This window comes from Novosphingobium sp. Fuku2-ISO-50 (assembly GCF_001519055.1).
GTDB lineage: Bacteria > Pseudomonadota > Alphaproteobacteria > Sphingomonadales > Sphingomonadaceae > Novosphingobium.
The window spans coordinates 36,132-50,309 of the sequence record NZ_KQ954300.1 but is presented as its reverse complement, the minus strand read 5'-3'; the positions used below and the strand labels follow the sequence as shown (position 1 = coordinate 50,309).

The 14,178-nt window shown below is 64.2% G+C and carries 14 protein-coding genes; 5 read left to right on the top strand and 9 right to left on the bottom strand.

Features of this window, described 5'->3' with window-relative positions; translation table 11 throughout:
- Window positions 1–12 precede the first annotated feature (12 nt).
- The 5 genes from AQZ50_RS16745 to AQZ50_RS16725 form a co-directional block, all read right to left on the bottom strand.
- Window positions 13–465: a DUF4402 domain-containing protein gene (locus AQZ50_RS16745; protein ID WP_231730359.1), complete on the bottom strand. Its 453-nt coding sequence runs from the start codon at window positions 463–465 to the stop codon at window positions 13–15.
- Window positions 466–760: 295 nt separating this feature from the next.
- The gene (locus AQZ50_RS16740) at window positions 761–1,276 is read right to left on the bottom strand and encodes a DUF4402 domain-containing protein (RefSeq protein ID WP_067747976.1); all 516 of its coding nucleotides are present in this window, start codon (window positions 1,274–1,276) and stop codon (window positions 761–763) included.
- A gap of 173 nt (window positions 1,277–1,449) precedes the next feature.
- Window positions 1,450–1,947, bottom strand: a complete 498-nt coding sequence (locus AQZ50_RS16735; protein WP_067747974.1) for a DUF4402 domain-containing protein — start codon at window positions 1,945–1,947, stop codon at window positions 1,450–1,452.
- Between the two features lie 523 nt (window positions 1,948–2,470).
- On the bottom strand, window positions 2,471–3,031 hold the full coding sequence (locus tag AQZ50_RS16730) for a DUF4402 domain-containing protein (RefSeq protein WP_067747973.1): 561 nt from the start codon (window positions 3,029–3,031) through the stop codon (window positions 2,471–2,473).
- Window positions 3,031–3,564 carry a DUF4402 domain-containing protein gene (locus AQZ50_RS16725; RefSeq protein WP_197412535.1) on the bottom strand — a complete coding sequence of 178 codons (534 nt, stop codon included), beginning with the start codon at window positions 3,562–3,564 and terminating at the stop codon, window positions 3,031–3,033. The genes AQZ50_RS16730 and AQZ50_RS16725 overlap by 1 nt, the downstream gene beginning before the upstream one ends.
- A gap of 313 nt (window positions 3,565–3,877) precedes the next feature.
- On the opposite strand from AQZ50_RS16725, the gene AQZ50_RS16720 reads away from it, so the two are divergent.
- From AQZ50_RS16720 to AQZ50_RS16710, 3 genes are all read left to right on the top strand, one after another.
- The gene (locus AQZ50_RS16720) at window positions 3,878–4,669 is read left to right on the top strand and encodes a sulfite exporter TauE/SafE family protein (protein ID WP_067747970.1); all 792 of its coding nucleotides are present in this window, start codon (window positions 3,878–3,880) and stop codon (window positions 4,667–4,669) included.
- A 43-nt stretch (window positions 4,670–4,712) separates the two neighbouring features.
- Window positions 4,713–5,507, top strand: a complete 795-nt coding sequence (locus tag AQZ50_RS16715) for an alpha/beta fold hydrolase (RefSeq protein WP_067747968.1) — start codon at window positions 4,713–4,715, stop codon at window positions 5,505–5,507.
- Window positions 5,508–5,615: 108 nt separating this feature from the next.
- The gene (locus AQZ50_RS16710; RefSeq protein WP_067747966.1) at window positions 5,616–6,164 is read left to right on the top strand and encodes a YbjN domain-containing protein; all 549 of its coding nucleotides are present in this window, start codon (window positions 5,616–5,618) and stop codon (window positions 6,162–6,164) included.
- 86 nt (window positions 6,165–6,250) lie between these two features.
- Here the strand turns inward: AQZ50_RS16710 and AQZ50_RS16705 are convergent, their stop codons facing one another.
- Window positions 6,251–7,699 (bottom strand): AMP nucleosidase, encoded by a 1,449-nt coding sequence (locus AQZ50_RS16705; protein ID WP_067747964.1) that lies wholly within the window; start codon window positions 7,697–7,699, stop codon window positions 6,251–6,253.
- 71 nt (window positions 7,700–7,770) lie between these two features.
- A complete protein-coding gene (locus tag AQZ50_RS16700) occupies window positions 7,771–9,924 on the bottom strand; it encodes a penicillin acylase family protein (protein ID WP_067747962.1) in 2,154 nt (717 codons plus the stop codon).
- A 99-nt stretch (window positions 9,925–10,023) separates the two neighbouring features.
- Between AQZ50_RS16700 and AQZ50_RS16695 the strand changes: the two genes are divergently transcribed.
- Together AQZ50_RS16695 and AQZ50_RS16690 are read left to right on the top strand one after the other, a co-directional pair.
- Window positions 10,024–10,710, top strand: a complete 687-nt coding sequence (locus AQZ50_RS16695; RefSeq protein ID WP_067747960.1) for a pentapeptide repeat-containing protein — start codon at window positions 10,024–10,026, stop codon at window positions 10,708–10,710.
- Between the two features lie 2 nt (window positions 10,711–10,712).
- Complete coding sequence (locus AQZ50_RS16690) at window positions 10,713–11,261, top strand: SOS response-associated peptidase family protein (protein ID WP_067747958.1); 549 nt, start codon at window positions 10,713–10,715, stop codon at window positions 11,259–11,261.
- 6 nt (window positions 11,262–11,267) lie between these two features.
- Here AQZ50_RS16690 and AQZ50_RS16685 read toward each other — a convergent pair whose 3' ends face one another.
- Window positions 11,268–12,392, bottom strand: a complete 1,125-nt coding sequence (locus AQZ50_RS16685) for a heavy metal-binding domain-containing protein (protein ID WP_067747956.1) — start codon at window positions 12,390–12,392, stop codon at window positions 11,268–11,270.
- Between the two features lie 62 nt (window positions 12,393–12,454).
- Window positions 12,455–14,155 (bottom strand): hypothetical protein, encoded by a 1,701-nt coding sequence (locus tag AQZ50_RS16680; protein WP_156427412.1) that lies wholly within the window; start codon window positions 14,153–14,155, stop codon window positions 12,455–12,457.
- Between the last annotated feature and the right edge of the window lie 23 nt (window positions 14,156–14,178).

The following is a 14,178-nucleotide window of genomic DNA, read 5'->3' as shown; positions in this document are numbered from 1 at the left end:
TGGATCAGCCAATTACTGATAGACGACAGTGGCGTTGTACGTGCCGGTATAGGCGCCCGGCGTTTCGGTGCCGGTCACGGTCAGCGTGCCGCCGACAGTGAACGAATACGTGCCCGTCGCGCTGGTCGTGCCGGTCGTGGACGAAGGCGCGGTGGTAAAGCTCATCGTCTTCGAACCGTTGGTGATCGTGCCGTTGGTCGTGCTGATGCCGAAATTGCGGCTGTTGTCGCCGGTCAGCGAAAACTGGTCGGCGGTCGTGCTCGAACCGCCGGGCACAAAGCCCACATCGCTGGTGACCGAGCCGGTCCCAGTCGAATTGACGACAACGGTGCCGCCGGCGCCGACCGTGAACTTGCCGAAATTGAGCGAAGCGCCCGTCGTGTGCGTCAGAACGATCGGTGCAACGACCGTCGCGGAGGCCGTGCCCGCCGCAGTGGAGGTGTTGCCCGAAGCCGCCTTGGCCATCGAAACATCCCCGATGGCGGCCGCAATCACTACGGCCGTGAGAAGTCGCTTGTTGATAATCATGCTTAGCCCCGTCGTTGTCGCGAAAGCCGCAAAAGCGCCTTCGCTGTCCCGTTGATCAGGCGGAGCGGCGATCGTTTGCTAACCCCGTCACCCCGTCTGCAAACGCGGTGCTAGGCCAAGATGGTTAAGAACAGGTTAGGCATAATGCCTAAGGAATATGCGAAGGAGCGGAACGCAAAAAGGCGGACTGCCCCCCGGCAGTCCGCCCTGTTTGCTTCGGCGCGTTCCGCAATCAGTTGTAGGCGACGGTTGCGGTATAGCTTCCGGTATAGTGGCCGCCTGTCTCACCCCCGGCGACGGTCAGCTTGCCCCCCACGGTAAAGCTGAAAGTGCCGGTCGTGCTGGTCGACCCGCTGGTCGACGACGGCGACGTCGTGAACGCCATCGAATTGACGCCGTTGGTAACCGCGCCGCCGGTGGTGGTGATGCTGAAATTCTGCTTCTTTCCACCGGTCAGCGTGAACTGATCGGCCGAAGTCACCGAAATGCCCGGTACAAATGTCACCGCCTTGGTCACCGAACCGGCGCCGCTGGTGGTGACGATCACTTTGCCGCCGGTGCCGGGGTCGAATGTGCCGAAACTGAGCGCTGCACCTGCCGTATGGGTCAACACGATCGGCTTGATCACTTTGCCCGCCGCAGCCCCCGTCGCAGTGGACGCGTTGCCCGATGCGGCGTGTGCTGCCGCTCCGGGGAGCAGGCCCATCAGCGCGGCGATGCCTGCGGCCGAATAAATGTGTGTTTTCATCGACTGGATTGCCTTTGCTGGCCGGCCTGGGCATTGCGATGCAGTGACAGGAAATGCCGCGCCCGATCCTTGCGATCAGGCGGTTTTGAGGCCGGGCGGAAGCAGCGGTCATGGCCGCATCCGCCCGATGTCATCGCGTCAGCCAGGTATCGGCGTTACGGATCGCGGCGCGATCAGTCGTAGGCAACAGTCGCGTTATAGCTGCCCGAATAGGCGCCGGCGGCTTCGGTGCCGATCACCGTGAGCGTGCCGCCCACGCTGAACGCTGCGGTGCCGGTTGCGCTCGTCGTGCCCGACGCGGCCGACGGCGCGGTGGTGAAGGCAATCGTTGTCGCGCCATTGACAACCGTGCCGCTGGCGGTCGCGATGGAAAAGTTGCGGTTGTTGTCGCCCTTAACCGTGAACTGGTCGGCGGCTTCGGTCGAAGAGGGCACGAAGCCGACATCGCCGGTTGCGCTGCCCGTGCCGTCAGAGCCGACCACGACCGTACCGCCAGTGCCGGTGGTGAAGCTGCCGAAATTGAGCGAGGTTCCCGAGGTGTGCGTCAGGACGATCGGCGCGACCACGTTTGCAACGGCAGATCCGGCAGCGGTCGAAGTGTTGCCCGAAGCTGCATAAGCCGGAGCAGAAATCGTAAGTGCAACAACTGCGGAAAGAAGAATCTTTTTCATTGCAAAGTCCCCGATTGATGTTTCGGATAGTCCCGTTCATCCGAAACAGATGTTCCAGTTTGTTCGCCGTCCGATCGCTTTTTCATTGCGACCTGTGTCCGCCGATGACTGTGGCCTAGCCGACGGGGCTTGAAGGTTGGCCTAGTGTTTATACTTACCTGGACATCAATACTTGTTAAATTGCCGAAACACTTCGAGGAAAATGGCAGTGTTTGTTTAAATGGTCTGAAATACTATCGTTAATATAGTGATTGATTAACGCGCTTTAACCGTCATAATTAACCTGATGGACGAGGTGCATGTTTGAAAAAACGGATCAAGCCCCGAAATTTACAGCCAATTCCGGCGAGGGGTAGGGCTGGATTGATGAAGCGGAGGAGGAAGCCGCGGGGCGATCCGGCTATTTTCGAAAAAATGGGCGATCATCAGGCATAGGTTTGCCTTGCGAGCATCATCGAGACCAAATCACTGGCGCCGAATCACTGGCGCAGAATCACTGGGCCCCGAATCGCGGCAGGGCCGTTCAGGAATAGCTGACGATCACGGCAAAGCTGGCGCGGTAGCGGGCAGGGGGCAGATCGGCGGGCAGCGTTATCGTGCCGCCGACTTCGAAGCGATCGGCGCCGCTTGCGTCGAGCCGGTGCTGCCCGGCGCCGCTCGTGGTGCGCAAGGTCAGGCCATTGACGACAAGCGGCGGGGCCGTCGCGCCGGGATTTGTGGCAACGCCGGTGGCGGTTATGCTGGCGGGCAACTGGATCGCATAATTGCGTTGCGGTTCGCCGCTGACGGAAAAGAGCGCTGCATGCGCCGCCAGACAATCCGACGCAGTGCAAACCGCGCTGGCACCGCCCGAAAACGCGGCGCCTGCGCCCCCCGGACTGACTGTCACGGTGCCGCCGCTTCCGACGGCATGGGTGACCGTGCCGAAATTCATGTCGGCGACGGCAACCACGCGCAAGGGGCGCAAGACCGTGGCCATGGCCACGCCGATCGCGGTCGATGGCTTTGCGTGGCAGGCCGGGGCCGATGCCAGCACGGAGGCCGCGATCGCAAGGGCCGCGCCAGTGCTGCGCAGCGCGGCCATTATCCCAGCACCGCCGTCACGGTGGTCATCAGCATGAGCGGAAAGGTCAGCTTGGCCCCGGTGTTCCCGCTGACCACGTTGAGCGTGCTGCCGACGTGAAATGTGATCGAGCAGGTCTTGCTGACGCAGTTGGGCATCGTAAAGACCGCCGCCTGGCCCGGCAGGAGTGTCGGCACGCCGGGCAAGTCGGTGGTAAAGCCCGACAGGCTGCCCTGCACACCGTTGGCGCGGACAGGGCTGACGGTGGGCAGCATGACCTGGATCAGCAACTGATAGAGATGCGGATCGCCGCTGGCGCGGGTGTAGGTCATGGTGAATTGGGCCGGTCCGCTGGCGCTGTCGCCCAGGGGAAACACGCCGTTGTTGGTGGTCGACCCGTCGGGCCCGACCGTGCGCGACCCGCTGCCCGAGGTGACGATCGTGCCAAAGCTGAGTGCCTGGTCGGCGGTTGCGGTAAAGGACGACGGAGAATCGGCATGGGCGGCAGGCGCCATCACCACCATGGCGAGCGATGCCACGGCAAGATGGCGCAAGGCACCCCCAGCCCGGCCGAAGCCCGCCCGGCTGATGGGCCAATTCCGAAACGGTCGGCACCAAGGCTCGGAAACCATCACGTAATCAATATACTACCCTTGGGCCAGCGCGCGCAAGGGGTGGTCGCATGGCCATGGTCCAGATGCGGGACAGCTCTTGCGCAAGGATGCGGCTTGTTGTCGGGGTGATAGAAATAATCTCAACTCTGCATATAGAGATTTTGCGGTTGGCCGTTGCGCCACACCCGGTCTGCCCGTTATGCACGCGCATTCCGGATCGTCGATTTCCGCCGCTCCGTTCGCAGGACACGCCATGCTGGCCCATCTCGATGCCCTCCATGCTATTGCCGGGCTGCTGGTGGGATTCCTGGTGGGGCTGACCGGGGTCGGCGGCGGGTCGCTGATGACCCCGGTGCTGGTCCTGCTGTTCGGAATCAGCCCGACCACTGCGGTGGGGACTGACCTCCTGTTTGCGTCGACCACCAAGATCGCCGGATCGCTGGTCCACGGCTGGCGCGCGAGCGTTGACTGGCTGATCGTGCGGCGGCTGGCAACCGGCAGCGTGCCGGCGGCGATCATGACGCTGCTGGTCATGTCCGGGGTGGGGCGGTTGCCGCGCGCCGCCAGTCACACCATGCTCGTCATCCTGGGCGTGATGCTGATCGTGACGGCCGTGGCGACTTTGTTTCAGAAACAACTGGCGATATTGGCCAAGCGCAGCGAACGCCGGAGCGAGGATCGCGATCATCGGCCAAAGGCTCTGCCGACGGTGGCGTTGGGCGTGGCGCTGGGCGTTGCGGTGACTGTCTCGTCGGTGGGGGCGGGCGCGATCGGGGTGACCGCGCTGCTGATGCTGTATCCTGCGCTGCGCGTTTCGCGCATTGTCGGCAGCGACATCGCCCATGCGGTGCCGCTGACTCTGGTTGCCGGTTTTGGCCACTGGGTCATTGGCGATGTCAATCCGGTGTTGCTGGTCAATCTGCTTATCGGGTCGATTCCGGGCGTTGTGATCGGCAGCCTGTTGTCGACACGCTCTCCCGACCATGTCCTGCGCCCGCTGTTGGCGGTGGTCCTGCTGATTTCGGGCTACAAGCTGCTCGGATAAGCGGCTATCGAGCGGGTTCTTGCCGGACAGGACAGCCCCCTTGATGACCGCAGCTTTGACCCCAGCTTTGACCGCAGCTTTGGAAACGTTTCCCGGATTCGACGGCGCGCCGCTGGCGCTGACCCGCATGGGGGAAGGACGCCCGGTCATTCTGCTTCACGGGCTGTTTTCTTCGGCCGAAGTGAACTGGGTGCGCTATGGTACGGCGGCCTTGCTGGCCGGGGCGGGGTTTGCCTGCCTGATGCCCGATCTGCGCGCACATGGGGCCAGCGCCGCGCCGCACGATCCGGCGGCCTACCCTTCCGACGTGCTGGCGCGCGATGCCGAGGCGCTGGTGGCGCATCTCGGGCTCGAGGATTTTGATCTTGTCGGCTTTTCGCTGGGGGCACGCACGGCGGCGCGCGCGGTGATCCGGGGCATGCGCCCGCGTCGGCTGGTGCTTGCCGGGATGGGGCTCGAAGGGCTGGCCGGATGGGCGCGGCGGCAGGATTTCTTTCGCGACGTGATCGACCGTTTCGGCACCATCCGCCCTGGCGATGCCGCCTATATGGCGCAACAGTTCCTCAAGACATCGTCGGTCGATCGCGATGCCGTGCGGCTGTTGCTCGGCGCGATGGAGGATACCCCGCCGGAGGCGCTGGCGGGAATCACCATGCCGACGCTGGTGCTGTGCGGCGACAAGGACAACGACAACGGGTCTGCCGACCGGCTGGCCGAGGCTTTGCCCCATGCCACCCGCGCGACGATTCCCGGCACCCACATGAGCAGCGTGACACTGCCCGATCTGGGCCATGCGCTGGCGGATTTCCTGACTCGCGACTTGGGCGTAAACGCATAAACCACACCATCGAGGCGGCAAAATGGGGAGGAAATCCGGGCTTGCCGCCATGCTTCGTTTGTGAGACGCTCCGGGCATATAAAAAATATACCCTGAGGATGTCTGACCATGAAATCGGTGCTCGCTCCGATTGCCAAAGCCACAATTCCGTTTGCGCTTTGCGCCGGACTGGCGGCTGTGACACTTTCCACCCCGGCCTTGGCCGAGCCGTTCGAAGCGGTCAGCGCGACCGAGCCGGCGGGCGTGGTTGCCGCGCTCAAGGCGAGCGGGCACAATGCCGTGCTGACCCATGACGAAAGCGGCGATCCGCTGATTCAGGCGAGCATTGGCGGCTGGACGACGCAGATCGTGTTTTACGACTGCAACGAGATCACCCATGCCGCGTGTCAGTCGTTGCAGTTCAACGCCAGTTTCATGCCCGAAAAGCCGTTTGACGCGGTCGCCGCAGCCGCCTTCGTGCGCGACAACCGCTTTGGCGCGGTCACTGTCGCGCCCGACCGTTCGGTCAATGTGACCTGGGACGTGATTACCGGGCGCGGCATCGATCCTGCGGTCTTTGCGCTGGTGGTGAAAAGCTATCGGCTCGCGCTCGACACGATCGGCGCCGAAGTCTTTTCACCCGCGCACCGCCCGCATCTGGCCAGCGCCTCGCGTTAATCTGCTTTAGCGGAAAGGCGGTTCGTTACCGGCCGCCTGCCCTGCTTTAGCGGAAAGGCGGTTCGTTACCGGCCGCCTGCCCTGCTTTAGCGGAAAGGCGGTTCGTTAAACGCGCGCAGTTTGCGCGAATGGAGGCGGGCGCCCTGTTGGCGCAGCAATTCGCAGGTCGTCGTGCCGATGGCGAGGTGTGCGGCGATCGCTTCTTCGTAAAAGCGGTTGGCCTGGCCCGGCAGCTTGATCTCGCCGTGCAGCGGCTTGTCCGAAACGCACAGCAGCGTTCCATAGGGCACGCGAAAGCGATAGCCTTGCGCGGCGATGGTCGCCGATTCCATGTCGATCCCGACCGCGCGCGACAGGTTCAGCCGACGCGCCGAATGCGAATAGCGCAGTTCCCAGTTACGGTCGTCGGTGGTGACCACGGTGCCGGTGCGCATCCGGCGCTTCAGATCGGTGCCGCCGATGCCGCTGATCCGTTCCGCCGCAGTCTGCAGCGCGACTTGCACTTCGGCGATCGCCGGGATCGGGATTTCGGGCGGCAAGACCGGATCGAGCACGTGATCGTCGCGCAGATAGGCATGGGCCAGCACATAGTCGCCGATCTGCTGCGTGGGACGCAGGCCACCGCAATGGCCGATCATCAGCCAGGCCTCGGGCCGCAACACGGCGAGGTGATCGCAGATCGTCTTGGCATTGGACGGGCCGACCCCGATGTTGACGAGCGTGATTCCCGAACGGTCGGGCGCGACCAGGTGATAGGCGGGCATCTGGTGGCGGCGCCATGCCGTCTCCGACAGCCGCGCGCGCGCATCGTCGGTCGCGGTATCGATCGACAGCCCGCCCGCGCCGGTCAGCGCAACAAACCGGGTGCCATCGAGCTGACGCCCGGCCCAATCGACGAATTCATCGACATAGCGATGATAATTGGTGAACAGGATATAGCGCTGAAAATCCTCTGCACGCGTGCCGGTGTAATGCGCCAGCCGGGCGAGGCTGAAATCGGTGCGCAATCCGTCGAACAGCGACAGCGGCATCGGCCCGTCGCCGACGATATATTCGGCATCGGCAATTTCGTCGCCGATCGCGGCCAGTTCGGTCGAAGGGAAATGCCGCGCCAGATCCTGCGGCCGGACCACGCCGATTTCCGCGCCGAACGCGCCGTCGAGTACATAAGGAAAGGGGATTTCCTGATCCGAGGGATGGACGGTGACGGTAACGTCGTAGTCTTCGAGAATCAGGCGCAGTTGTTCGGCCAGATAATCGGCAAACAGCGCGGGCCGGGTGACCGTGGTCGTATAGATCCCCCGCTGCGTCAGCCGTCCGAACGCGCGCCCGGTCGAGACATTGTCGGGATCGAGCGCAAGATCGATGCGCAATTCGGGATAGGCATAGGACCCGTCGTCGCGCCGGCTGGCGGGCGGCACCGTGCCGTCGGCGGCAAAGGCGGCAATGTCGGCGCGCAATGTGGCCACGGCGCTGTCGTGAAGCCGGGTCAGTTCGGCAAGCGTGGCGGCAATCGTTTCGTCATGTTTGTCCATGCGGCGCAGGCTATCGCCGTTTGGTGACGGTGGAAAGGCGCATAGCAATGCACATGGCAAGGCGGGGCCGATCAGCGTCTTGTCAGAACCTCGCGCGATGCCGTGTGCCCGGCGAGGTCTTTGGGCTGGAAATGCACCGGCCGCAGATCGCCTGCGGCATAGCGATCGACCTGATCGGCAAAATGGGGCGAGGCCGGGTGGCCGCTTTCGCCGCCGATGCTGACGGCGCGGGCGGTGACGTGGGGGCCGAATTCGACGGCGGCGACAAAGCTGTTGCCGCTGGTGCCGTAATACCGCGTCGTTCCCGGATAGCGTCGCGCGCCAAACGAGGCGAGCGAGCCCCAGCGCGCGCTGGCAAAGGGGATCGGCGTCGACGCCCTGGCATCGTCAAACACTTGTTCGATCGCGCCGTCATTGCGTTGATAGCGGTTGATGGCACCCCATGGCACGCGCCAGTCGCCGAAATCGGCCTTGAGCCGGGCCATCGCCTGATCGAGCGCGGCAAGGCGTTGCGCAGGGGTGGCGCGGTGTTCCATCCAGTCCCACACCGAGGCGCTGTCATCTTCGGGATCGGGATTCTCGCCGCGTTTCGCCCACAGCGCCTCGCCCCAGTTGACCGCCAGCGTGGTCGCAGTGGAATCGATGGCCCAGCGATGATTCCATCCTTTGAGCAGGGCAATCGCCGCCTGTCGTTCGGCATTGCCCGGCTCGGCCCCGGCGGCGGTGAACAGCGGCGGCAAGAGATGCTCGAATGCGGGCAGCCAGGGATCATAGGCGGCGGAAATCAGCCGATCGAGCGTGAAATTGCGCCGGTCGCCGAGCACGCGTATTGCATGGGGCCCGCGCGGATTGTCGCCGATTTCGTCCATATAGGCCGGATAGGCGGCCTTGACCGGGCTGTCGGGCCCGGCGGCATGCCAGGGCGCGTCGTTGCTGTTGTAGGCCCAGCCGTTTTTGGGATTGAGCACGCTCGGCAGATCGGCCAGCGCGTGCAACCCCTTCCAGTCGGTCGCCGGGTCGCTGCCGTCGACGGGCCGGGTGTAATCGAAGCGGGGGTTGCGGATCGGCACGAATTGCGGGTGGAGATAGGCGATTTCGCCCTTGTCGTCGGCAAACAGCGTGTTGTTCGAACTGTTGGCGCGCAAATCCGCCACTTTGAGAAACGACGCCAGATCGTGCGTCTTTGTGCGAAGAAAGCTTTGTTCGAGCGCGGGAACGGGCCGGTTCATCAAGGCAAAGGCGATCCATTTGCCGCCTTCTTCGCGCACGATCGGCCCGTGATGGCTGGCCCAGGTGCCGAATGTCCGCGTGCCGAAAGATCCGTCGCCCCGCGCATAGCGCAGCGTGACTTTGCCTTGCGCCAGCGGGCGGATCTGCCCGCCATAGCGATAGCCCTTGCCGCCGGTCGGCGTGTCGACGAGCGTTTCGGCAAATTCGTCGACATTGTCGACCCCGCTCGACGTGTGCATCCATCCGACATGGGCGTTAAATCCCTGATAGACAAAGAATTGCCCCCAAGTCACCGCGCCATAGGCATCGAGCCCCTGATCGCTGGTCATCTGCAATTCGGAGCGGAAGAAAAAGCTGGTATGCGGGTTGATCAGCAAGAGTGCATGGCCGCCTTCGGTCTTGGCCGGGGCAATCGCGATGCCGTTCGATCCTGCCGGTTCGCGCCAGACCAGGCCGCGCTCCATCGCGGTCATCGCCACCTGACGCTGTTCGTAAAACGCGCGCAATTGCGACAGCGGCACCCGCTCGATGTCTCCGCCGATACTGCCTTCGGTAAACGACAGCGCCATCCACGGCTCGAACCGGGTCAGCACTTTGGGCTTCACGTCGGGATGATCGGCGAGATAGGCATTGAGCCCCGCCGCCCATGCCTGCATCAGCGCGCGCAGCCACACCGGGCTTTTCGCGTAATCGGCCTGCAACCGCGCCGGATCGATGAACAGGCGCTGGCGCAAATCCTGCCAGATCGCGCTTTCCCCTTCCGCTTCGGCCAATCGCCCGAGATTGGTCAGGTAATTGCGCTCGATCCGGGGAAAGTCGTCCTCGGCCTGCGCATAGACCATGCCGTAGACCGCGTCGGCGTCGGTCTTGCCATGAATATGCGCGATCCCCCATTCGTCGCGAGTGATCGTCACGCGGTCGACGGGTTTGGCCTGGGCCGTCGTTGCCATCAGCGGCAGGGCTACAAGCAGGGCGGCAGCAAGACGACGGGGCATGGCAGGGCTCCTCGGGCGGGTTTGCCCCTTGCTAGCGGGCCTTGCCCCGGATCGCCAAGCCTCATTGCGCGACGGCCGCGCGGCGCATAGGGCAGGGGGATGAGTAACTTTGCCCTCCATCGGACATTCACCGGGCAGACGCTGGTTCGTGCCGACATGATTGCGCTTGCCTTCGGACCGGCACATCTGATCGATTGCGATCTGGGCGAGGTGGATCTGTCGGGCCTCGATCTGACCGGGTGGCGCTTCGAACGCTGCGATATGCGGCGCGCGCGCTTGTCGGGCACGCGGCTGGAGGCGACGCATTGGCAATCGTGCCGCGCGGCGCAGGCCGATTGTGTCGGCGCGGATCTGACCGACGCGGTGCTGATGTCCTGCGATTTCAACAATGCCGCCTTGCGCATGGCGCGGCTGGCAGGCGCCGCGTTTACCGGCTGCAAGCTGACGGGGGCGGACTTGTCCGATGCCACCGCGATCGATGTGCGGTTTGAAGAATGCCTGCTGACGGCGACGAAAATGCCGGGCTGGTCGTTTCGCAAGCAGACGCTGCGCCGGGTTGATTTTGCGCAGGCCGATCTGCGCAAGGCCGATTTTCGCGAAACCGTTCTCGATGGATGCAGCCTGCGCGATGCGAATCTGGCAGGGGCCCGTTTTGACAAGGCGGATCTGCGCAGCGCGGATCTGGGCGGATTGCGGCTGGTCGATGCCGGATTGTTTCGCGGCGCGGTGATTTCGCGCGATCAGGCGGCGCAATTGCTCGCCGAGCTCGGCCTGCGCCTCGGCTGAGCGTGGTTCATCCCTATCGCCTCGATGCGAGCGCTGCCGAAATCGGCGCGGCGCTGGATGCGGACCCCGGCAAGGACGCGTGGCAGGGCGGGGCGGTGGTGCCCGGCGGCTATGCACCCGTGGTCGTGCGCCAGGATCGCGGGCGCCGACTGGTGCCCCGGCAATGGGGCGTTCCGCCGCCGCCGCGCGGGGTTCAGGTCGTGACGCATGTGCGCAATCTGGAAAGCCCGTTCTGGATCGGCACTTTGCGCCATACCCAATTCCGCTGCCTCGTCCCCGCCACGTCGTTTTGCGCAACGCGCGACGGGCGGGCGACCTGGCTGGTCGCGCCGGGCCGCCCGATTCTTGCCTTTGCCGGGATCTGGCGCGATTCCGAAGTGCCCAGCTTTGCCATTCTGACCACCGAAGGCTCGCTCGGGCAGATTGTCAGCCTGCCGCTGATCCTGCCGAGCGCCCATTGGGACGAATGGCTTTCCGCCGACTGGAAGCAGGCGCAGCGCCTGGTCGCTCTGGGCCATTCGCCGCTCGACCTGGTGCCTGCGGGGCGTTGATCGGGTTCAGCTTTTGCGGTTGAGCTGAAATCCGAGCGAGTCCTCGATCCAGGTATCGCGGTCGGCGATGATCGCTTGTGCAGGCAAGTGTTGCGTCGTCACCGCGACCCCGGCCTGGCGCCGCACCGCCGTCCCCACGGCGAGAAATTCGATCAGCCCGTTGCCGATTTCGGCGATGTAGGTCTTCACGCCCACGACATCGTCCGCGCCCAGCGCGTCGGCTTCGCGTTTCAGCCGACCGATCGCGGATTCGCGCGCGTCATGGACCAGTGTGGTCAGATCGCTGATCTCGCCCTGGGTAAAGGCCTTGATCATTGCCTTGAACCCGCCGGCAATGCCCAGCGAATAGACCGAAGCGGCGATCAGCAGCTTGATCGGCGCGACGCCCAGCTGCGTCATCGCCCACAGCTCTTCGGCGGTCAGGTCGCTCGTCACCGGCAGGCCGCCGGGTGCAGCGGGCAGGACGGGATTGTGGGCCGCCGTGCCGGTCATCACCATTTCGTGCGCGCCGTGCCAGATCATGATGCGGGTTTCGATGCCGATCACGGCATTGGCGCCGCATGCGCGCGCCTGCGCGGTGATGCGATCGAGCGCGAGATGGCGGGTGTGGTTGAAAATGTCGGAATATTCGGTGATCTCGCCGCGCACCATGGTCTTTAGCGAGCCGATGATCCCCCCGCCGACGCCGATGCTGTAGGCGACATTGCCGAACACGTGGCTGATCGGGCGATAGCCGGCGTCGATATTGCAATAGAGTTCCTGCGCGCTGCCCGCGCTGGAAAAGAACGGCTGATCGCAGGGGCCTTCGCCCGCCATGACTGCCGATCCGACAAACAGAAACTCGGTATTGCCGGCAAAATCCCTGAGCTCGCCGGTCACCCCGGTCACGCCTGCCGCTCCGGCGGCGCGTGCTTCGCCGACCATGCGGTCGAATGCGGCCTGACGTCCGGCCTCGACAGCCTGCGAAATCGGCTCGATCTCGCCGCCCAGCACGCCCCTGAAGCCCGAGGCGATCCCCCCCAGAAAGCCCATCGAATTGACGCTGTTGCCGACGACCACTTCGCCCGGCGCGTAATCCTTGAGCGCAAGGCAATAGATCTCGTTGCCCGACAGTCCCGTTACCATGGCCATTCTGGTCGCCCCCCCCGCAGCTTTGCTCCGGGGGTTTAAGCACAAAGGCTTGAAGGATTGCTTTACTGCCCGTCGCTTTCGGTGTGCGGCGCGATGCGGTCGAACGGCATCGGCGCGTTGCCGAAATTGAGCTGGGCATTCATCATGCCGGTGCGTTGCGCGCGTTCCTGATCGCCGCTGCTGCCGACGGAGACGAGTGTCGCCTGGCTGGTGATGAAATCCTTCAACCGCTTCGCGAGCGCGGCGGCCAGATCGGGCTTGCCCAGCATCGACAGGATATAGCGCGCGCCATCCTTGCCAAAGGCGACGGTATGCACTTCGGCGGCCCACAGGCGGAATGTCATGCCTTCGATCTGCACGACCTGGCTGCTCGAATGGAGGTTCGAGGTATAGCGGTTGCCCTGCGCGACTTCGGCGGCGGCATACGTGCCGTTCATGTCCATCCAGATCACGTCCGATCGGAAATCGAAGCGCAGGCGCAGAAACCGCGCCACATCGAACGCCGCCTTGGCCAGCGCCCAGACGAACAAGGTACAGGCCACCAGCGACCCGATACCCGCGCCGCCGCCGGTCAGCGCGCCGACCAGCATGAAACTCGCGATCGAGGCGATCACGGTCAGCAGCAGGGCATAGCCGTTGATCAGATTGATGATCATCGGATTGCCCGAAGCAAACGGACGGTCGCCACCCTTTCCATCGATGACGAACGGCACGGGCTGCGTCTCTTCGACGATGCTGCCGGAAAACTGGCCGGACCGTTCCTGCAGATTGACCACCGGATCGATGCGGCAATAGCGGCGATTGGGGATCTTTTCCCACCAGCCGTCCTGCATCGCGCGCATGAATTCGGCGGAGACGAGCGCAGGATTGACCGAGATGTTCCAGGTATCCTGGATCATCGTCACCGCCGTCGACGGCGCCGGGCTGCGATGGCGCACCACCGCGGCAAAGAACAGCCCATGCAACACGCCCGCCAGCACGAGCAGCAGCAGCAGCGTGGTCGCGCCGATCCCGAACGGCGGATTGGGCAGCGCATTGCCGACCATCGCGATCGCCACCGGGCCGAGCACGGAAAAGGCGATCAGCCCGGCCATCTTGGGCACCGACAGGACATTGATGCCGATCTCGGCGCCCAGCCCGTCGCGGGCCCCGGCCTTGGGGTTGAGCAGGCTCGGCGCGGAAATGACGAAGAGGATGATCGCGACCCACCCCGACACGCGCCCGCCGCCTTCGCCGCCGCCCAGGATCGCCGAAACCAGCAGACCCGCCAGCAGCGCCATGGTCAGGATGCCGGCCTGAAACTGCCGCTCGGCAAAAGCGCGCACCGGACGCGGCGAATAGATCAGGTCGGGGATCAGCGAATAGAGCAGGCTCGACAAGGGATCGCCCGGCTCGGGATATTCCAGAGCCTGTTGGCGCAAGGTTTCCTTGATCGTGGCTTCGGCGGCCTTGCTCGTGCCGGTCTGGTCGGGCTGCAACTGCGGGGCGAGGCCTTGCGGACGCCCGCGCCCGAAAAAGAACCGCAATTGGCTGAACAGCTGAAACATCAGGTATCCGCCGACCATGACCAGCAGGAAGGCCACCGCTGCCGCTGCCACCGCTTCGACACGCGCGCCGGTATGCAGCGCCGTGCGCGCCTGAAACAGCAGGACAAATCCGGTCAGCCCGGCGACCGCCGCCGCCGCACCGACAAACAGGTTATGTTCGCGCAGCGGGTTGGGAAAAGTAAAGTTCTGGCTGCTGCTGCTATATTCGTAGCTCACGAAAGCCACCCCTTTACGCTGTG